This is a genomic window from Rhodococcus sp. IC4_135, from assembly GCF_011602025.1.
GTDB lineage: Bacteria > Actinomycetota > Actinomycetes > Mycobacteriales > Mycobacteriaceae > Rhodococcus_F > Rhodococcus_F baikonurensis.
On record NZ_JAAOLG010000003.1, the window covers coordinates 78,951 to 98,912 of the forward strand.

Consider the following 19,962-nt stretch of genomic DNA (forward strand, 5'->3'; position numbering starts at 1 on the left):
TTCAGACCAGGCGGTACACAACTTTTTTGTGCGAGTTTTCGAGCATTTCTGCACTTATCCGCATCATTCATAGCCACATGCGACTGTTCTAATAGGAAGCTCATACAGAAAAATCTCTGGAAAAGTTGGGGCAACCATGACGGTCGATCTCGATTCCAAGCTCATTGCCGCACTTCAGCGCAACGGGCGAGCGACGTACCGCGAACTGTCCGTGGCGGTCGACGCACCACGAGCGGCGGTGTCCACCAGAGTGCAGGCGCTACTCGATTCGGGAACGGTGTCCGTAGTGGCCGTCGCACACCCCGAACTTCTCGGATTGAAGGCGCTTGCACACGTCTCGATCGCAGTGTCCGGACCGATGACTCCGGTGCTGGACGCGTTGATCGAATCCGAGGCTGCCGTCTACATCTCGGCAGTCAGCGGGCAGTACAACGTGATTGCGGAACTTCGGGTGCCCAGTCACGACGATCTGTACCGTGCCATCGCCGAACTCCGCTCACAACGTGGCGTTCGATCGGTGAGCACGCTGGTCTACGTCGACGTCATCAAGGGAATCTTCATGCCCGAGAGCGCTTTACAAGCCGATATCCGACTCGACTCGACGGATGTCGCGTTGATCGAACTACTCGAACGCAACGGGCGCATGCCGTTTCTCGAACTGGCCGAACACACCGGACTGTCACCGAGTGCCGTACGCAACCGGGTCAATCACCTGATCGCGAGCACGGCACTGCGCGTCGGCGCCGTCGTCAAGCGGCGAGGCGGTGGCCGGACGTTGGCGATGGGCATCGGCGTCAATCTGGGCTCACGGGACGACAACGCGGTATCGGAGATCGAATCCCTGCCCGGAATCGAATTCCTCGCCCGGACCCTGGGACGATACGACGTGATCGCGACGGTTGCTGCCAACTCCTCGAGCGACCTGCATGCGCTGTCCGAACGAATCCGCGGGATCGACGGCGTCAGCGGCTTGGAATCCTGGGCTCATCTCGAGGTGTTCAAGGAGCACTACGCCCGCAGCCTGGACGTACGCGGGTAAAATCCAAGTCATTGACCCACTTGGTCGGACGCGCTAACCTCGGTCAAGTCATTGACCCACTTACCTGAGGTGGCACACATGTCCGACTCCGGGCGCAAGGTAGACATCGTCGCTGCGGCGATCGAGGAGGCGATATCGACCGGTCGATGGCCCGTCGGATCAAAACTCCCGCCGGAGACCGCACTGGTCGAGGAATTGGGAGTTGCCCGAAACACCATGCGCGAAGCGGTACGGGCGCTTGCACACGCCGGAGTTCTGTCCGTTCGTCACGGCGGCGGCGTGTACGTCATGGCGGCGTCGCCGGTCGAAGGACTACTCGGGCGCCGACTCGCCAGAAGCGACGTTCTCGACGTACTGAGCTTGCGACGAGGACTCGAGGTCGAAGCCGCGCGCCTCGCAGCGCAGCACCGCACCCCCGAAGATCTCGCGCGGATACACGCCGCCTGGAACGCCCACCCCGGACACGTCGGCGGCTTCACTGTCGAAGCCGGCATGGCCCTGCACCTTTCGATCGTCGAGGCGTCCCACAATTCCGCACTGATCGACGTCTACCGGGGAGTCCTTGCCGCCGTGGCGGATTCACTGTCCACCGTGAGCATCGGTCCGGGATTCCACGTCGACGAGCACCGCGCCTTGATCGCAGCCATCGAGGAAGGCAACCCCGACGAGGCGGCGCGTGCGGCCGGCGCAGCGCTAGATACGGTCATCGACACAATTGAGAGGAGCTTGTCGTGAATCGGGGAGAATGGAACGGTGCAACGTATTCCCCTCTTGCCGAACAACTCTCACCGGCGTCGATGGAGGCACTGAGCGCGATCGGACACGTCAGCACGGTGTACGACGTCTGCGCCGGAACCGGGAACTTTGCGCTGCCGGCGGCCCGGTCCGGCATCGCAGTCCACGCACTCGATCTCTCCGCCAGCCAGCTCGAGGTCGCGCGCGAACGCTGGATTCCCCACCCCGGCACTACCGAACCCACCTTCACGGTCGGCGATGCACAGTCTTTGCCGTGGCCGGATTCGAGCGCCGACGCCTGTGTCAGCATCTTCGGGATCATCTTCTGTCCCGATCCCGCGATCGCCCTCTCGGAAATGATGCGGGTGACCCGGCCGGGCGGAAGCGTTTGTGTCGCAACGTGGTCGGAGAACGGGTGGGCAGCAGCACTCCGCAGGGAGGCCGCCTCTGCGTGGAATGGCATCACACCACTACCGACGACATGGTCGAACTCGAACGAATTCGAGAAGGCGGCAGCGGGATTGGTATCGGTGCGTTCGACCTCTCACGTGCTCGAATGGCACCTACCTGCCGGATCGGACCCCGTCGAGGAACTGTGCGACCAGGCACCGGCGTTGAAGGACTTTCGCGAGACCGTTCGACGCGCAGGGAATTGGGCTTCGATGTCAGCGCACCTCCGCTCGACGCTCGCGCCCTATCTCAGGTCGAGCGCGGCCAGTCCCGTCGCCACCAGCGAATACATCCTCCACGTGGGCACTGTCCCGAACGCTGATACCGCACCATTCCGAACGCGCGGGTAACCAGCTTTGCCGGATACGGTCTCCTCACCGTCCAACGACCCGAAGAGGCCCGCTCGATGTCTGAATCGACCTCCCTGCCCGAATCGACGCAAGCATCGAAGCGAGCGTCGAAACACACCCTGTCCATGACCGTCCTCATGACGCCGGACATGTCCAATTTCTCGGGCAACGTTCACGGCGGAACGATTCTGAAGTTTCTCGACCAGGTTGCCTATGCGTGCGCGAGTCGATACGCCCAGACGTACGTCGTGACCCTGTCGGTGGATCGTGTGGTCTTCCGTGAACCGGTGCACGTCGGAGAACTCGTCACGTTCAGCGCTTCCGTCAATTACACCGGTCGCACGTCGATGGAAATCGGAATACGCGTCGAAACCGAAGACATTCTTCTCGGAAAATCTCGACACACCAATAGTTGCTACTTCACGATGGTCGCAATGGGAAGCGACGGAAAACCGGCTGAGGTCCCCCAACTCCGGCCGACCGAAACAATCGCGAGGCAGCGATTCGAGGCCGGGCGTCGGCGTCGTGAACTGCGCAGAGAGAACGAGCTTCGTGAACAGTCCATTCGCGCCGCAGTTCGGGACTTAACGCCCGAACACGATGACTAAATCCGGTCATATTTAAGTTATAACCTTATGCATTAAACTTGTCGGCGTGACTTCGAAGGCACGGGCAAAATATGACGTCGTGATTGTCGGCGCGAGCATCGCTGGATGCGCGGCCGCAATCATGTACGCGCAACAAGGTCTGCGGATAGCGCTTCTCGACGCTCGCTCCGACGTCCGGGCGCACAAGGTCCTGTGCACTCACCACCTACAACCGTGCGGTGCCCCGATCCTGCAACGACTGGGCGCCACGGAAAAACTGCTCGCCCTGGGAATGGTGGAAACCGTTCCGAAGTTCTGGACCCCATGGGGATGGATCACCCCTGACACCGCAGACGACTCGTCGCCACCTGGGTTCAACGTCCGAAGGGAAACGCTCGATCCCCTCCTGCGCCAACTCGCGAACGACTACCCGAACGTCGACCTTCTTCTCGGACATCGTGTTTCCGGGTTGCTGACCGAGAACGGCGCTACTGCAGGCGTCTACGGAACCGCACAGGGTTCGGCCTTCACTGTGGAAGCACGATTGACCGTCGGCGCAGACGGCAAGGATTCGACCGTCGCACGATCCGCGCGTTGCGACTCCGTGACTGCATCCAACGGACGTTTCAGCTACTTCGCCCAACTCTCCGGACTCGAACGACCCGACGGAGAATCTTCGCTGTCGTGGTTCATGGATCCCGACGTCGCCTATCTGCTCCCCAACGACGGCGGAATCAGCGTGCTGGTCGTCTTCCCCGCCCTCGACAAGCTCGGCTCGTTCACCGGCGACCTGTCTACCGCCTTCCTCGAATACGCCAATGCATTACCCGACGCTCCACTGATTCGCCGCGAGCACATCGTCGGGAAGATCGTTGGTACCAAGCACTTCTCCACAACTCTCACAGAGCCGGTAGGTAACGGGTTCGCACTCATCGGCGACGCCGCGGCAACCAACGACCCGTTGTGGGGCATCGGATGCTCGTGGGCACTCGAGACCGCACAGATGCTGGTCGACGCCACCGCGCACATGCTGACGGAGACGACGGCGCACACACTCGACTCACATCGGAACGTGAACGCTGCCTTGACCGAATACCGCAGTGCCAGAGCGAGTATGACGAGCCATATCGACTACATGAGCGGTTACGCCGGTGGGCGAAAGTTCACCGCGATCGAACGTCTGCTGATCTCCGCGGCCACCCATGACAAAGACGAAGCTCGAAGGTTCTACTTGTTCGGTTCCCGGTTGATACCAGCCGAGCAGTATCTCTCGGCTCGTTCGGTGGCGCGGGCAGCACAAAAACATCTCAGGCACCGTCTGCGTCGTAGATCTGTGGCCGGGACGTAATCTGCCAAGCGTTTTTTCGGCGCCGGCAACGGGGAACCCTCCGATCGCAACCGAGCCGGAGGAGCGACCATGCGTGCACACATCGCCATTCCGAATGAATCGACTTGTCACAGGTACGTAGTCGCGGTCGCCAGCTCCACCTTCGCCGAATCGGTCATCTGGTGCGACGGCCCCGCGTTCGACGCAGTACTCGTTCTGGGCAGCGAGATTCCGCAGCACAGTGGCCACCGAGCCGTACTCGCCTGGAACCACTACTTCGGGTGGGCGCTCGGCGTGGAAACCACACCGGATGCGTCGTTCGCCGTTGTCGAATGCCTCGGTATCGGGAGAATGCCGGATCCGGAACTGTGCGCCGACCGCGCTGTCGAGTTGATTGCCCAGGCGGGTAGTTAAGGAACTCGTCGCGCGGCGCGCAATCCGGCGGGCATAAGATCGAGCGCGAGTTTCGCACGCCCGACGAAAGAGAGCCCGACATGGACCCGCTGAGCAGGCCTGCCGGTCAGTTGGCTCTCGAGAACGAACCGGACGGCAGGGCGACGCTGCGGGCGCGTCAGACGCCTCGCAGTGAGCGTCGCAAGATCGGGAAAGGTCTGCGTAAGCGAGTAGCGCGCTCGTCGCTCGGTGACTGGACGCCCCCACCCGACCGACGTGACCCGGTCGATCAGGTCAACACGGCACACGAGGGAAGACTCGACTGGCTGGTTCCGATTCGGGTGGGACGCATGGTCGCTTCACCGTACGGATTTCTGCGCGGTACTGCCGGATTGATGGCCGAGGACATGGCGCAGCTCCCGTCCACCGGCATCACACCCGTCATCTGTGGGGATGCGCACGTCGGAAACTTCGGGTTCTACGGATCCCCGGAACGCGAACTTGTCATAGACCTCAACGATTTCGACGAAGCACATCCCGGCCCCTGGGAATGGGATCTGCGAAGGCTGGCCGCGAGTATCTGGGTGGCCGGGCGGCAGAACGGTCTCACCGAAGCTCAATGCGAAACAGCAACAACCTCGTGTGTGTCCGCATATCGCCTCCACCTGGCAAAGCTGTCCGAACGTCCACTGTTCGATCGCTCCTTCGACCGGGTCGATCTCGACGGACTCACCGACCACGTCACTGATCCCGGATTGCTGGCGGAGATCCGACGCGCCGCGGAGCGCGCACGACGACGGACGAGCGATCACGCAGTGCCACGGTTCACCATCGAGGATCACGGGCGACGCCAGCTACTCGAGAACCCGCCGCTCACAACACGACTCACGCCGCAGGACACCGACTTCCTCCTGGAAGGCCTGGACGAGTATCTCGAAACCCTTGCACCGCACTGGCGCCGAGTGGTCTCGGGATACAACGTCATCGACGTCGCGCACCGGGTCGTCGGAGTCGGAAGCGTCGCTCTGCGTGCCTATGTCGCACTGTGCGAAGGGAGCATCCCGGACGACGTCATTTTCTTACAGCTCAAACAGGCACGTCGATCCGTGGTTGCGCCCTTCGTGCACGGCGACTCCGCCTGGCACGATCACCAAGGACGGCGCGTCGCGGAATACCAGCAGGCTCTCCAGACGGTCAGCGATCCACTGCTCGGTTGGTGCACCGTCGACGACCGCCAGTACTACGTCCGTCAGTTCCGGAACATGAAAGGTTCTGTGGACCTGAACAATATCGACGCAGCAGCGCTGACCGACTACGTCGCGATCTGTGGTCGTCTGTTGGCGAAGGGGCACGCCCGAACCAGTGGTGCGTCACTGATTTCCGGTTACCTGGGAAGCTCGGACGCGGTCGATACCGCCCTCACCCGGTTCGCTCGGCTCTATGCCGATCAGACCGAACGTGACCACGACGCTCTGTGTCGGGCGGTATCGGCCGGCACGATCGCCGCGGAGCCCGGAATCTGATCTCTCACGCCGCGACGATCCTGCCCTGCTCGAATTTCACTCCACCCCAGATTCCGGTCTGACCAGTGACAGAGGCGAATTCACGACACGAAGTCGCGATCGGGCATCTGTTGCACACGTCGGTCGCGTAGTCGTATCCCTCGGACGGGAAGGGAAACCAACGGTCCGGCTCGGGGTCTCCTCGGCATTCCGCCTGCCACCAGGTCCGTCCGTCCGAGATCGGCAGAAGCTCAGCCAGATTCGAGATTTCGTCAGTGCTCATTCCTTACTCCCTTCGACCGTCACGTCCGACTCAGTTCACGCCAGATCTTCTGTTGCACCTTCTCGATGCGTCGAGGTGCCTTCGGTTCCCACAGCAGCCGCATACCGGCCTCAGCCGGTGTGCGGTCCGCTTTGCGCTGATTGCAGGAACTGCAGCAGGCCACCAGATTTCCCCACGTGTTCGGCCCGTTGCGGCTTCGCGGCTGGACGTGGTCGATGGTCGTTGCCCGGTCGGCGCAGTACGCACATTGACGACCGTCCCGGTCGAAGATGCCGGCGAACGTCGCCCTGCTGGAATCGGTGACCGTGACCCGGTGGGCGACATACACGTACTCGGCGAGCAGGATTGTGCGCGGCAGTGGGATCTCGACGTGCTTGGAACGCACCGGAAATATCGGAATCACGTCTTCGGTGGACTGCGCGGAACCGGTGGCGATGAGGACCACCGCACGATCGGCGCTCACTTCACCGAGGTACTCGTACGTGGCGTTGAGTACACGGACGGGTCGGTTCATCCAGCTGTGAGAAGCGCCGGTAGATGCGCGGTTCGGGTTCCGCATGGGAAGTCTCAGTTCATGTCGAGGAGTGGAACTCCTGGACACGAAGACTGGTCAGGAGCAAGTGCGATAACTGGGGAACGGCATATATCCAGCGCCACTCTGTTCCCCGAATGCGGGACGGGAAATGCCGCGGGGTGAGTGCCCGCGCAGGTGCAACGCTTGCTTCCAGTCGCGCATGCCTGTCCCCTTCCACTTCTTGTTCGCTTCACCGGCGAATGCCGGCGCCCATCATCACACGGGAGATGCCCTTCGCGGTATCGATTTATCAGGTCGGAACAGTCGTCCTGAAAACATCGCGGTTTGACGCCGGATCGCGCAACTTGATCGAATGAGCCATGACTTCGTCGTACATCGACCTACGTTCGGACACCGTCACCAAGCCTGATGCGGAAATGCGCAAGGCCATGGCCGACGCCGAGGTCGGTGACGACGTCCTCGACCACGACCCCACCATGGCGGCGCTCGAGGAAGAAGTGGCGCACACTCTGGGGTTTCCGGCGGCGCTGTGGGTGCCGAGCGGATCGATGGGCAACTTGATCGCGCTGATGTTGCACCTTCGCCGCGGCGATCAGTTCCTGGCACCGGAACACTCTCACGTCTTGGGTTCCGAGTTGGGCACCGCCGCCTGGCTCGCCCAGGGAATGCCGGTGGCGCTGCCGCACGACGGCGGACCGGGACGTCCCAGCCCGGAGACCGTCGTGAAGGCGGCAGGCTCCCCCGGCCCGTACTTCACGTTGAACACCACGCTGCTCTGCCTGGAAAACACGCACAACTTCGCCGGTGGCGCCGTCATGAATCCAACCGAATGGACGACGCTGGTCGACGCGGCGCGATCACGCGACTTGAAGGTTCACCTCGACGGCGCCCGTCTCTGGAATGCCGCTGCTGCACTGGACGTTTCGCCTACCGAGTTGACTTCCGGCGCCGATACCGTCCAGGTGTGCCTGAGCAAGGGACTCGGTGCGCCCGTCGGCTCGATACTGGCCGCATCACCCGAATTGATCACCGAAGCCCGAAGGATCCGCAAGATGCTCGGCGGCGGCGTTCGCCAGGGTGGCGTGCTGGCCGCGGCCGGCATAGTCGCGCTTCGCTCACAAGCTCGATTGTCGGACGATCACGACAATGCGCAGCGCCTCGCGTCGGGCCTTCGTGAGCGCGGCTGGGCTGTCGACGAACCCGCCACCAACATCGTTCTCGCTGCCACAGCCGATCCGTCGGCCACCGTCGCTCAGCTGGCCGCTGTCGACGTCGGCGCGGTCACCGTTGCCGGGAAGGTTCGGTTCGTGACACATCGAGACGTGAGCACTGCCGACATCGACGCCGTTCTGTCCCGAATAGCCTCCTGAACTACGCCAGAAGCGGTTGAACCTCCTGCGCGACAAGGCGAATGAACTCTCGGACGTCCGGCTCGTCAACGGTCGGTTGGAGTACCACGGTGGTCGCACCCGCGTCCGTCCATCGCTGCGCTGCTGCCGCAACGTCGGCCGCAGTGCCCGCGGCAATCGCTTCCTCCGGCGACTCGCACCCGGACCCCAAGGCTTCGGCAAGGGCGCGCTCACGACCGCCAGAACCAAACGCACAGATGACGTAAACGACCACCTCGTGATCCTGCGTTCCGATGTGAGCGATCGCTCGGCGCACGCCGTCCGGGGTCGTCCCTCCCGAGAGCACGGTGCCCTGAGCCAACTCGCCACTGAGCGCCAAAGTCTTTGGCCCCGTGGCACCGACGAGCAACTGCGGCACCTTCTCCGGGGGCCACGCCAGCTCGACGTCCGTGAGATTGACGTATCGACCGGAAACCGTCACCGACTCACCGCGCAGTAGCCGCTCGACTGCTCCGAACTGCTCCCGGAGGAGGGTCAACGGCGATTCGGCCTTGGCGCCGATCTGCCGCATCCAACTCTGAACGCCGTGACCGAAGCCGACCCGCAGTCGATCCGGATGAACTCTGGCCAGCGCCGAAACCTCCATCGCCGTGATCGCTGTGTTGCGCATCGGGGTCGGCAGCACACCGATCGCTACTCCCAGACGTTCGGTTGCAGCCAATACAGTTGCAGCAGTGGCAATTCCTCCGCCGAAGAAGCAGTCCTCCCACAGCCAGACCTCCTCGATACCCACTTCGTCGGCATACCTCGCATGCCGAACCAGATCCTCCGGGGACTGCTCCGGGCGCACGACGACGGCGATCCGTGGGGCGCTCATGCCGTCACCAGAAACGCGGCGATCTCGTCGGCTGTTCGACGGCCCTGTTCGCGGCCGAGTTCAGCTGCCGGACGTCTGGTTGTCGGCGAGAGGGAGTTGGTTCCGATCGCTTCGACGACGGCGTCGTCGGCGAAGATCGGCAGCACGCGCTTGGGCGCCATCACATCGATTTCCTCTCGTAGACTGCCGCCGAGAAGATTCGGGGCGGGGTCGGCTGCAGGTGAAAGAACCACGACCACATCGCAGTCGGCAGCCAACTGAACATTCGAGCCACTTGCCATTCCGCCGTCCATGTACCGCTCGCCGTCGATCGTGACTACCGGCCACACCCCGGGGACGGCGCAACTCGCTCCGACTGCGTCGACCAGGTCTACGCCGTCGGCATTGCCGAACACCCTCAACTCACCGGTCCGTGTGTTGATCGCCGGGATACGCAACTCGCGATCGGGCCACACGCGATTGCGCAGCCTCGCCTCGATGACCGCACGACGCACGGCGGGTTCGACGGTGTCGGCGTCCGTCGCCGCCTCGCCGAGCGCACGGAGTTGCTCGGCCCGGTCCTGCGATCCTGCAATCGCGTCGACGAACATCTGACCGAGAATCTCGACATCGATCTTCGGGTCGAGCTCCCCGGTCGCCTCCGCTGTTTGAGCGTCGAAAAGTTCCTGCAGTGTTGCACCGCCCGCAATCTGAGCGCTCACCGTGGAACCTGCAGATGTGCCGATGAACACGTCCGCCGTCAGCAACGCTGCGGCAGCGTCCGGCGATTTGTCCTGAACGCCCAACAGAAAACCTGTTTCCCAGGCAATTCCTGCTACGCCGCCACCGGCAAGTACCAACCCCAATTTCACGCCGTCCACCTCTCGTCGATCGTGATCCGTGCCCGAAGTCGACGTTAGACCTACTCTGAAGTGATGTTCATGCGCAGCGCAAAGACATTTGTTCCCGACGCACTCCGCGGGTTGATCGCATCCACCGACGACATCGCGTGGAATCCCGACCCGGGATACCTCACTCGCGCGACACCACTTCCCCGCGGACGTGTCGCACTCGTCTCCGGTGGCGGTTCCGGTCACGAACCCATGCACGCCGGATTCATCGGCGAAGGAATGCTCACGGCCGTCTGCCCCGGTTTGGTCTTCAGTTCACCCAATGCACTTCAGATCCACGAGGGATCCAAGGCTGCCGATGCGGGCGGCGGCGTTCTGCACATCGTGAAGAACTACACCGGCGACGTGATGAACTTCGGCATCGCGCGAGAGTTGCTACGCGAGGACAAGATCGACACAGACGTCGTGCTGGTGGACGACGACGTCGCGACGGAACGCGCGGACGGCAGCGGCCCGGGGCGACGCGGTACTGCGGCAACCATCGTGGTGGAGAAGGTCTGCGGCGCTTCCGCCGCCCGCGGCGACGACCTGGCCGAGGTGACCCGGATCGGACAACACGTCGCGCACTCCGCACGAAGCATGGCCGTCGCTCTGCGCCCGTGTACTTTGCCGGGGGCTGACGAGCCGTCCTTCGACCTACCGGACGGCCAGATGGAACTCGGTATCGGAATCCACGGCGAACGCGGCACAGAACGCGTGGACGCCCTGCCCGCACCGGAATTGATGCAGCGGCTGACGGACCCGATCATCAAGTCCCTGAGTCTCGCCGAAGGTGATCGCGTCATCGCCGTCGTCAACGGTCTCGGTGCAACCCACCCGCTGGAGTTGCAAATACTGTTCGCCGAACTCGGAGAATATCTGGACGAACAGGGAATTCACATCGAGCGGACATTGATCGGAACGTTCGTCACTGCATTGAACATGGCCGGGGCATCCATCACCCTTGTTCGCACAGACAAAGAAATCCTCGAATTATGGGACGCACCAACAAAAGCGCCCGCCTGGCCGAATGCTATGGCGCGTGAGTACACCGGTGTCGGCAAGCGCGAATCATTCGGTCCCACATTCACACCCGACACCTCACGCACGGCCGAAAGCAGCTTCGTCGGCAGCTGGATTGCGGACTGGGCCGAAAAGGTACTGGAGCAGGAGCCGGCACTGACCGATCTCGATCGACGCGCGGGCGACGGCGATTTCGGAACCAACATGGTGGCCGCACTGGATCAGCTCGACATCTCGGCGATCCGTGACACATATTCCACCGCAACGATATTCGATGCAGTCTCACAGGCGTACCTCGGCCATGCCGGTGGTACGTCCGGTGCGTTGTTCGGCATCTGGTTCCGGCATTTCTTCCGCGTCGCCGCAGACTCGGCGGACTCCGAACTCGGCCTCGGTGCGATCGCGGCTGCAGCGCGGGCGGGGCTCGACAACATCACCTCGCTCGGCGGCGCACGCGTCGGCGACAAGACGATGGTCGACGCGATAGTTCCGGCGGTCGAGTCGTTGGAACAATCCGTGACCGCAGAAGCGGATCGGGACACTGCTCTGGCGAGCGCAGCGGACGCGGCAAGGGCCGGGGCGGAGTCGACCGAAACCATGCTCGCGAACCGCGGACGTGCAAGTTATGTGGGCGAAGCCGCTCGCGGAGTGGTCGATCCGGGGGCGCTACTCATAGCGTGGTTCTTCGCCAGTGCAGTGGGTCACTAGCGAGCACTTCGGAGCTGTGACTAATCTGGCAGCCACAGCACATCGTTTGTGACGGCCCGTGGGCAAAAGCACCGGTCTCACTCACCACACAGGAGCAGCCCATGCTGAGCACCATGCAAGACGCCCCCCTCTCCATTGCTCAACTTCTCCGCCACGGCGCCTCCGTTCACGGCGCCTCCGAAGTTGTCACGTGGACCGAGTCAGGCCCGCGCCGTGTGTCCTACGCTGACGTCGGCAAGCGCTGCGCACAGCTCGCACACGCCCTGCGCGGACTCGGGGTCGAGGGTGACGAGCGAGTCGCCACGTTCATGTGGAACAACTCCGAGCACCTCGAGGCGTACCTGGCGATCCCCTCGATGGGCGCCGTGCTCCACACGCTGAACATTCGCCTGTTCCCGGAGCAGTTGATCCACGTCGCCAATCACGCCGAGGACCGCGTGATCATCGTCGATCCGTCTCTGATTCCGCTTCTCTCCCCGCAGCTTCCGTCACTGACGACCGTCAAGCACATCATCGTCACCGGCTCCTCCACTGCAGGGCTCGAAGCTCCCGAGGGCGTGCAGGTTCACACCTACGAGGGCTTGATCGCCGATCAGCCCACCGAGTTCGACTGGCCAGAGGTCGACGAACTCAGTGCTGCCGCAATGTGTTACACGTCCGGCACCACGGGCGACCCCAAGGGCGTCGTTTACTCCCACCGTTCGATCTACCTGCACTCCATGCAGGTCTGCATGAGCGACGGCCCCAACCTGGCACAGGGCGATCGTGCACTCGCCGTGGTACCTCAGTTCCACGCCATGTCGTGGGGACTTCCCTACGCCGCATTCATGATCGGTGCTTCGCTGATCATGCCCGACCGCTTCCTCCAGCCTGCCCCGTTGGCAGCGATCATCGCCAGCGAGAAGCCGACGTTCGCCGCAGCCGTACCCACCATCTGGCAGGGGCTGCACCTCTACCTCGAGCAGAACCCGCAGGACATCTCCTCGATGCGCGAGGTTCTGATCGGCGGGTCCGCGGTACCGCCCGCACTCATGCACGCGTTCGAAGCCGATCACAACGTCTCGGTCCTGCACGCCTGGGGCATGACCGAAACCTCCCCGCTCGGATCCGTTGCCCGCCCGCCGGCCGGTGTCACCGGCGACGCGATGTGGAAGTACCGCTACTCACAGGGCCGCTTCCCGGCATCGGTCCAGGCACGTCTCATCGACGACGACGGTAAAGTTGTTGCACACGACGGTGTTTCCGTCGGCGAACTCGAAGTGCGCGGACCCTGGATCACCGGGTCGTACTACGGCGTCGATGCGGAAGACAAATTCAACGACGGCTGGCTCAAGACCGGCGACGTCGGATCCATCACGGCCGACGGCTTCCTGAGCTTGTCCGACCGCTCCAAGGACATCATCAAGTCCGGCGGCGAATGGATCTCATCGGTCGACCTCGAGAACGCCGTGATGGGTCACCCCGACGTCACCGAAGCTGCCGTCATCGGCGTGCCGGACGAGAAGTGGGACGAGCGCCCGTTGGTCGCGGTTGTTCTTCGCGCCGGTTCCGAGACCACGATGTCCGAACTACAGCAGTACCTTTCGGACAAGGTCGCCAAGTGGCAGCTCCCGGAGAACTGGGCTGTGGTTCAGGAAGTCCCGAAGACGAGCGTCGGCAAGTTCGACAAGAAGCGCTTGAGGGCCGACTACCACGAGGGCGGACTCGAAGTCACGCGACTCTGACACGGAGTGGATTCTGAAGTACGAATACCGAAGGTGGGCAACAGGTTTTCGACCTGTTGCCCACCTTCGTTCAGGTCGAGACACTTTTACGGACGATACCCGACCGTGTGCAATGCGATGTCGACGTACTTCTGCGCCAATTGCGACGGTGACATCGGGCCACCGGTCTGAAACCAACGCGGTAGCGACTGGGCCATGCCGAGTATGGCCCGGACAGTCTCTTCGGTGTCGGTGACCGAGAAATCTCCAGATGCCACACCGTCGTCGACGATCCTGCGCATGAGCAACTCGAGCCGCTTACGACTGGCGGCGTATCGGCTGCGGCTTTCCGGTGAGACATGCCGGATCTCGGTGTCCAACGCAGCATGCCGCGATCGGTGGGTCATGTAGAGAACGATCGCCTCCACCACCAAGGCGAAGCGTCGTACCGGGTTTTCGCCGGCTTCCGCCTCTGCCGCTTCGGTTCTGGTATTCAGCTCACTCATCGAGATCTCGAACAGAGCGACGAGGACTGCCTCTTTGTTCGCGTGGTGATAATAGAGCGCGGGAACGGTTACCCCGACACGATTGGCGATCTGCCGCACCGTCGTGCCGTGGTAACCGTTCTCGTCGAACAACTCGAGCGAAGCCGTCAGGATGTCGGTCATCACCAGCGGCGGGAAGGACCTCCAGTCCACGGCCACCGAATTCACCGACTCCACCTCGCCAGTCATGTATTGGCCGAAATTACCGCGGTGCCATACGGATTGCACCGTCGAGGCGAATCGTCTCACCGTTGAGCATCGGATTGGAGACGATGTGCGCAGCGAGCGCGCCGTACTCGCTGGGATCGCCCAGACGAGAGGGGTGGGGCACCTGCTGCCCCAGCGATGCCTGGGCGGCTTCAGGCAGTCCTGCCAGCAACGGGGTCTTGAACAGGCCGGGAGCGATGGTGTTGACGCGGATCAGCAGCGACGCGAGGTCACGGGCGATGGGGAGCGTCATACCGACGACGCCACCCTTCGATGCGGAGTACGCAGCCTGTCCGATCTGACCGTCGTACGCTGCGACCGAGGCGGTGTTGATGATGACGCCGCGTTCGCCGTCGATGGGTTCGGTCTTCGAAATACGTTCCGCAGCAAGACGAAGGACGTTGAAGGTGCCGATCAGGTTGACGTCGACGACCTTCTTGAACGCGTCGAGCGGGAAGGCGCCCTTCTTGCTGACTGTCTTGACTGCGTTGCCGATTCCCGCGCAGTTGACTGCCACGCGCAGGGGCCCGAGCGACTCGGCCACGTCGAGTGCAGCGGTGACCGCGGCCTCGTCGGTGACGTCTGCCGCCGCGAAGCGGACTCGGTCACCGAGTTCCTTGGCGATGGCTTCACCGTTCGACGACGGAAGGTCGATGATGACGACGCTGGCGCCGTCGGCAAGAAGAGCTTTGGTGGTGGCCAGGCCGAGGCCGGATGCTCCACCGGTGACGACGGCGACGCTGTCGTTGACGATCATGAGAGTTCCCTTTCGAAAGGTTATGTGTTTCAGATGCGTTCGATGATGGTGGCGTTGGCCATGCCGGCGCCCTCGCACATGGTCTGCAGTCCGTAGCGTCCGCCGGTGGCCTCGAGATGGTTGACCATCGTGGTCAGCAGACGAGTACCCGAGGACCCCAGGGCGTGTCCGAGGGCAATGGCGCCGCCCCACGGGTTGAGCTTTGCCGGGTCGGCGCCGAACTCGTGAGCCCAGGCGAGCGGCACCGGGGCAAATGCCTCGTTGACCTCGTAGGTATCGATGTCGTCGATGCTCAGACCGGCGCGAGCGAGCACCTTGTGGGTGGCCGGGATGGGCGCGGTGAGCATGAAGATCGGGTCGTCGCCCGCGACGGAGAAGGAGTGGAAGCGTGCTCGCGGGGTCAGCCCCAGCTTCGACGCCATTTCTTCGCTCATGATCAGTGCCGCGGATGCGCCGTCGGTGAGCGGCGACGAGTTGCCGGGAGTGATCGACCATTGCGCCTCGGGGAAGCGCTGCGCGTACTTCTCCGAGTAGAACGACGGCTTCAAGCCGGCGAGGCCCTCGGCGGTGGTGGACGCGCGAACCGTCTCGTCGACGGTGTGCGAGACGGTCTCACCGGCGGCGTTGGTCACCGAGATCGGCAGGATCTCCTTGTCGAAGAGTCCCTTCGCCGCTGCCTCCGCTGCCCGCTGGTGGGACTGCGCGGCGAATGCGTCGAGAGCCTCGCGGTCGAACTTCCACTTCGCGGTGATCAACTCCGCGGAGATGCCCTGATTGACCAGGCCTTCGGGGTAGCGAGCCGCGATGCCCGGACCGGACGCGTCCTTCCCCATCGTCGTGGTGCCCATCGGGACACGACTCATCGATTCGACGCCCGCCGCGATCACGATGTCGTAGGCTCCGGCGATCACGCCCTGTGCCGCAAAGTGCGCAGCTTGCTGACTTGATCCACACTGGCGATCGATCGTGGTGGCGGGTACCGACTCGGGGAACCCTGCCGAGAGGACCGCGCTGCGGGTGATGTTGAGCGCCTGCTCACCGGCCTGGCCGACGCAACCGCCGATCACGTCGTCCACCAGGGCGGGGTCGAGGCCGTTTCGGGAAGTGATGGAACGCAGAACGTGGGCCATCAGTTCGACAGGGTGCGTCCCGGACAGTGCTCCGCCCGGCTTCCCCTTGCCGGACGCGATCCGGACTACATCGACGATCACTGCCTTGGTCATCTTCGTTCCCTTCGAGGACGTGCATTGCTGGGGCGGTCCGGCACCCGAGTTTCGTGGCGCCGGGCACCGGACCGAGATCGAGGGAGCACCCTGACTTAGCGCTCGCTAAACAATTACCACTGAGTTGATCCCCTCGTCAAGAGGAGGTCGCCGAACTCGAAACAAATGTGGGCCGATTGAAGCTGGGCGATCAGTGACCTCGCCTGGCCCACGCCCTTCCTTAGTACTTTCGAATGATAGGTATTCAATCTTCGCCCGAAATGTCCGGAATCGGATAACCTTCCGCCACAAGCAATCCAAGCCACAGGGGATTCGGGGCGTGGCATCAATCGATGACAACCGCAGGGGGACTGACCGGGAGGTTGAGCGTGGACCTGCGATACGTTGCCTTCACATGCGCCGACTCGCATTTCTACGACCGAATCAGAACGGTCACCCGAGCTGATACATCGACTGACCAGCACTTTATCCCCGCAAAGTCGGTGGATTGGTCGCTCTGGCGGCGCGGCCCCCAAAGCGGGCCGTGGAACTACTTCCAACCGACCGACGGTCTGCTGCCAGAACAAGGATGGAAGATTCACTGCTCCGCTACCCAAGCCAACGCGCAGGAGCTACTCGACACCGTTTCCGCGTATTGCGGCCGCAATCATGTGCCGTTCAAATTTCTTCGGACGGCAACAGACCTCATGTTGTCCAACAGCAAGCAGGCCAATCGAACATCCAGCGGAAAATTCATCACGATTTATCCGACGGATGGCGTTGCCACACAACGTGTCATCATCGAACTGGACGAGCTTGTCACCGGTGCCGACGGGCCGTACATCCTCAGCGATGTGCGATGGAACCGGGGACCGCTCTACTTGCGGTACGGCGCATATCTGCCCATGCAGACCTACGATTCATTCGGCGATAGCGTCCCGGCAATTCGGCGTCCTGACGGATCGCTCGAACCCGATGTGCGCGGCACTTCCTTCAGAACTCCGGACTGGGTACAAATCCCGGACTTCGTTCGCGCACAGCAAGACAAGCTGAAATCACGCGACGCCTTCCCCTATTCGATCAGTGAAGCCCTGCACTTCAGCAACAGCGGAGGGATCTACACCGCACAGGGTGACGCCGGCATCGATCTGGTCATCAAAGAAGGCCGACCCTTTACCGCCCCGGACGCCAACGGCCGATACGCAATCGACCGCCTTCGTAACGAGTACGACAAGCTGACTCACCTTGCCGACAACCCGTACTCACCTTCCGCGATCAGCCTGTTCGAGCGCGAAGGCCACCACTTTCTTGTCACCGAGCGCGCTCCCGGTACACCCCTGAATCAGGAAATCGCGATCCGCTATCCGCTCATCCGTGCCGACCAGACACTCAGTTCCCGAACGGAATACAGGACCTGGGCGCTCGACATCGCACTCCAGTTGACCACCGCGGTCGAGAGCTTCCACAGCGCCGGAATCGTTCATGCCGACCTTCACCCCGGCAACGTCCTGTGCTCACCCTCGGGTATTCGGGTAGTCGACTTCGAGATGGCACACAACATCGACGAGTATCCGCCCCGGTCCACCGGAGCACCCGGATACACCGCACCGCCACAGCTGAAAGGTGTCGATGCGGACCGCTACTCCTTGGGATGCATCGAGCTGGGACTCTTTGTCCCACTTACTACATTGTTCCCTCTCGATCACAACAAGATTCCCGAACTCATCGACTACGCGGTGTCTCGATTCGATCTACCTCGCACCTTCCGGGCCTCGCTCTACTCGATGCTCGACGTACACACGCCGGAACCGGAGAACCGCCGGCATCGTTGGGACACGTCGTCGAGGGAATCTCTGCAGCGTACGGACGCTCGATTGCGTTGCGGCATCCTCGCCTCGCTCGATCTCTCCCGCTCTGATCGACTTTTTCCCGGAGACATCGCCCAATTCGAAGTGAACGGCTACGGCATTGCGCACGGCTCGTGCGGAAACCTGCTCGCCGATGATCTGCCCACCGACACCTTGGAGTCAGTTCTGGAATGGACTGAACACCAGGTTGATTCGGATGCGCAGCCACAGTTCGGATTCTTCGACGGACTCGCGGGTGCGGTGCACACCTTTCGGCAACTAGGACGACACTCGACTGCCGACAGATGGGTCGAGACTTTGTGTAAAGCTCCACTCGACGAGCTCGATTCCAGCCTCTTCCAAGGCCTTTCCGGAATCGGCTGCCTTCTGCTCGAGGAATCGGAGTCATGTCCGGCGGCGTCGTCAGCGCTCGCTCTCGTCACCGAGACTCTGCGAGATCGCCTTCCGAAGGCTCGCGCACATGTTCGCTCTGACGACGGAATAGCTTGGGCGACAGCGGGTCGAGGCGGCTTGATGAGAGGGCCGAGCGGGCAAGCGTTGTTCTGGACTCGCCACTACGAACGGACCGGCGATCCTCGATCACTGGAACACGCACGACAGCTTGTCGACATCGACCTGTCCGTGATGCAGATGTGCCCTGACGGTTCGATGCAGCTGAGAGAAGAGCGCCGGACAATGCCGTATCTGGGATCGGGATCCGTCGGTGTGGGCCTGGTGCTTCTACAACTAGTGCGACATGTCGACGAACCGCGCTATGCGTCTGCCCTACTCGCCATAGCCCGCGCTGCCGCCGTCGAATTCACTGCCCAAGCCGGACTACTCAACGGGAGAGCCGGGCTGATTCTCTTCCTCGGCGAACTCTCCAAGACTCCATATGCCGGCGCCGATTGCGAACAGACGCTTGCGCAGCAGTTCCAGCTTCTGGGCTTGCACAGCCTCGATCACAAAGGAGGCCTTTACTTTCCAGGCGAGCAGAACCTGAGACTCTCGACAGACTGGGCAACCGGATCTGCGGGAATTCTCGCATTGCTCCGAGATACCGGATCGGCACCTCGCCCACCGTTGTTCCCACTGATGTGTGCGTCGAACTGCCACATCACCTGATTGTTCGACAGTTATCACCCACGGCAGATTGGAGCACGGAAGTATCAGGCCAAGAACCTGAAATGGAATCAGCACGGCAAGACAATTCGATCGATGACATCCATCGGCAAGATAGCCGATCAACAAAGGAAATGACAATGGACGCTATTCTCTCCCTTCAAGATCTGTCAGTCGCCGCCGGCAATGTCGGAGACGCCGGCCAGCTCGAGCAGAACGCGGCAATCAGTTCGCTCAGTTTCTTCTGCCTCTGACCTCAGGCCGATACCTCGGAGCAGGTCCGGGGTATCGGCTTTCGAAATCCATGTGGATCACCAAACGAACAGTATTGTTTCATCATGAGACGCATCCCCACGTCACCGAGCTGCATTCGCCGATGATCTACGCGACCTGGAGGCAATGTCGAGGGCAGATCCTATGGTCGTTGGCGGTGATATTCCTCCTGATCTTGACAGCCGCCGTTTCAGGCTGGTTCGTTCAACGTTCGGGCGAGAGTTGGGACTTCGGGGGCATCTGCTCGCGCTGGTACGACGGAGGTGGCGGTTGCCGCGC

The 19,962-nt window shown here is 62.3% G+C and carries 18 protein-coding genes; 11 read left to right on the forward strand and 7 right to left on the reverse strand.

The features are described from left to right. The first annotated feature begins 136 nt into the window (after positions 1 to 136). The 7 genes from G8767_RS08465 to G8767_RS08495 all read left to right on the forward strand — a co-directional run bounded on the left by G8767_RS08465 (position 137) and on the right by G8767_RS08495 (position 6,404). The gene (locus tag G8767_RS08465; RefSeq protein ID WP_095972349.1) at positions 137 to 1,039 is read left to right on the forward strand and encodes an Lrp/AsnC family transcriptional regulator; all 903 of its coding nucleotides are present in this window, start codon (positions 137 to 139) and stop codon (positions 1,037 to 1,039) included. Positions 1,040 to 1,117: 78 nt separating this feature from the next. Beyond that, entirely contained in the window at positions 1,118 to 1,774 is a 657-nt protein-coding gene (locus tag G8767_RS08470) for a FadR/GntR family transcriptional regulator (protein WP_166809856.1), read from the forward strand. Then, on the forward strand, positions 1,771 to 2,574 hold the full coding sequence (locus G8767_RS08475) for a class I SAM-dependent methyltransferase (protein WP_095972347.1): 804 nt from the start codon (positions 1,771 to 1,773) through the stop codon (positions 2,572 to 2,574). The genes G8767_RS08470 and G8767_RS08475 overlap by 4 nt, the downstream gene beginning before the upstream one ends. A gap of 125 nt (positions 2,575 to 2,699) precedes the next feature. After that, positions 2,700 to 3,182 carry an acyl-CoA thioesterase gene (locus G8767_RS08480; RefSeq protein WP_172436667.1) on the forward strand — a complete coding sequence of 161 codons (483 nt, stop codon included), beginning with the start codon at positions 2,700 to 2,702 and terminating at the stop codon, positions 3,180 to 3,182. A 46-nt stretch (positions 3,183 to 3,228) separates the two neighbouring features. Next, positions 3,229 to 4,509 (forward strand): NAD(P)/FAD-dependent oxidoreductase, encoded by a 1,281-nt coding sequence (locus G8767_RS08485; protein ID WP_346842966.1) that lies wholly within the window; start codon positions 3,229 to 3,231, stop codon positions 4,507 to 4,509. A 69-nt stretch (positions 4,510 to 4,578) separates the two neighbouring features. Further along, positions 4,579 to 4,902 (forward strand): DUF6292 family protein, encoded by a 324-nt coding sequence (locus G8767_RS08490; RefSeq protein WP_095972344.1) that lies wholly within the window; start codon positions 4,579 to 4,581, stop codon positions 4,900 to 4,902. A gap of 80 nt (positions 4,903 to 4,982) precedes the next feature. Then, complete coding sequence (locus tag G8767_RS08495; protein ID WP_095972343.1) at positions 4,983 to 6,404, forward strand: DUF2252 domain-containing protein; 1,422 nt, start codon at positions 4,983 to 4,985, stop codon at positions 6,402 to 6,404. A gap of 4 nt (positions 6,405 to 6,408) precedes the next feature. Here the strand turns inward: G8767_RS08495 and G8767_RS08500 are convergent, their stop codons facing one another. Both G8767_RS08500 and G8767_RS08505 read right to left on the reverse strand, forming a co-directional pair. Beyond that, positions 6,409 to 6,666 carry a WhiB family transcriptional regulator gene (locus G8767_RS08500; RefSeq protein ID WP_095972342.1) on the reverse strand — a complete coding sequence of 86 codons (258 nt, stop codon included), beginning with the start codon at positions 6,664 to 6,666 and terminating at the stop codon, positions 6,409 to 6,411. 19 nt (positions 6,667 to 6,685) lie between these two features. Then, positions 6,686 to 7,225, reverse strand: coding sequence for an HNH endonuclease (locus G8767_RS08505; RefSeq protein ID WP_095972341.1), 540 nt, complete (start codon positions 7,223 to 7,225; stop codon positions 6,686 to 6,688). Between the two features lie 335 nt (positions 7,226 to 7,560). Between G8767_RS08505 and G8767_RS08510 the strand changes: the two genes are divergently transcribed. Next, on the forward strand, positions 7,561 to 8,571 hold the full coding sequence (locus tag G8767_RS08510; RefSeq protein ID WP_095972340.1) for a GntG family PLP-dependent aldolase: 1,011 nt from the start codon (positions 7,561 to 7,563) through the stop codon (positions 8,569 to 8,571). Between the two features lies 1 nt (position 8,572). Here the strand turns inward: G8767_RS08510 and G8767_RS08515 are convergent, their stop codons facing one another. Both G8767_RS08515 and G8767_RS08520 read right to left on the reverse strand, forming a co-directional pair. Continuing rightward, on the reverse strand, positions 8,573 to 9,427 hold the full coding sequence (locus G8767_RS08515; RefSeq protein ID WP_095972339.1) for an LLM class flavin-dependent oxidoreductase: 855 nt from the start codon (positions 9,425 to 9,427) through the stop codon (positions 8,573 to 8,575). Further along, positions 9,424 to 10,287: a patatin-like phospholipase family protein gene (locus G8767_RS08520; protein WP_166809857.1), complete on the reverse strand. Its 864-nt coding sequence runs from the start codon at positions 10,285 to 10,287 to the stop codon at positions 9,424 to 9,426. Before G8767_RS08520 ends, G8767_RS08515 begins: the two co-directional genes overlap by 4 nt. Before the next feature lie 54 nt (positions 10,288 to 10,341). On the opposite strand from G8767_RS08520, the gene G8767_RS08525 reads away from it, so the two are divergent. Both G8767_RS08525 and G8767_RS08530 read left to right on the forward strand, forming a co-directional pair. Then, positions 10,342 to 12,027: a dihydroxyacetone kinase family protein gene (locus tag G8767_RS08525; RefSeq protein WP_166809858.1), complete on the forward strand. Its 1,686-nt coding sequence runs from the start codon at positions 10,342 to 10,344 to the stop codon at positions 12,025 to 12,027. A gap of 101 nt (positions 12,028 to 12,128) precedes the next feature. After that, a complete protein-coding gene (locus G8767_RS08530) occupies positions 12,129 to 13,751 on the forward strand; it encodes a long-chain fatty acid--CoA ligase (protein WP_095972336.1) in 1,623 nt (540 codons plus the stop codon). A gap of 86 nt (positions 13,752 to 13,837) precedes the next feature. Here G8767_RS08530 and G8767_RS08535 read toward each other — a convergent pair whose 3' ends face one another. From G8767_RS08535 to G8767_RS08545, 3 genes are read right to left on the reverse strand one after another with little or no spacing between them, the layout of a single operon-like run. Further along, the gene (locus G8767_RS08535) at positions 13,838 to 14,464 is read right to left on the reverse strand and encodes a TetR/AcrR family transcriptional regulator (RefSeq protein WP_166809859.1); all 627 of its coding nucleotides are present in this window, start codon (positions 14,462 to 14,464) and stop codon (positions 13,838 to 13,840) included. A 13-nt stretch (positions 14,465 to 14,477) separates the two neighbouring features. After that, a complete protein-coding gene (locus tag G8767_RS08540; RefSeq protein WP_095972334.1) occupies positions 14,478 to 15,239 on the reverse strand; it encodes a 3-hydroxyacyl-CoA dehydrogenase in 762 nt (253 codons plus the stop codon). A 29-nt stretch (positions 15,240 to 15,268) separates the two neighbouring features. Beyond that, complete coding sequence (locus G8767_RS08545) at positions 15,269 to 16,462, reverse strand: acetyl-CoA C-acyltransferase (RefSeq protein WP_095972333.1); 1,194 nt, start codon at positions 16,460 to 16,462, stop codon at positions 15,269 to 15,271. Between the two features lie 332 nt (positions 16,463 to 16,794). On the opposite strand from G8767_RS08545, the gene lanKC reads away from it, so the two are divergent. Further along, a complete protein-coding gene (gene lanKC, locus G8767_RS08550) occupies positions 16,795 to 19,413 on the forward strand; it encodes a class III lanthionine synthetase LanKC (protein ID WP_206029120.1) in 2,619 nt (872 codons plus the stop codon). Positions 19,414 to 19,962 lie beyond the last annotated feature (549 nt).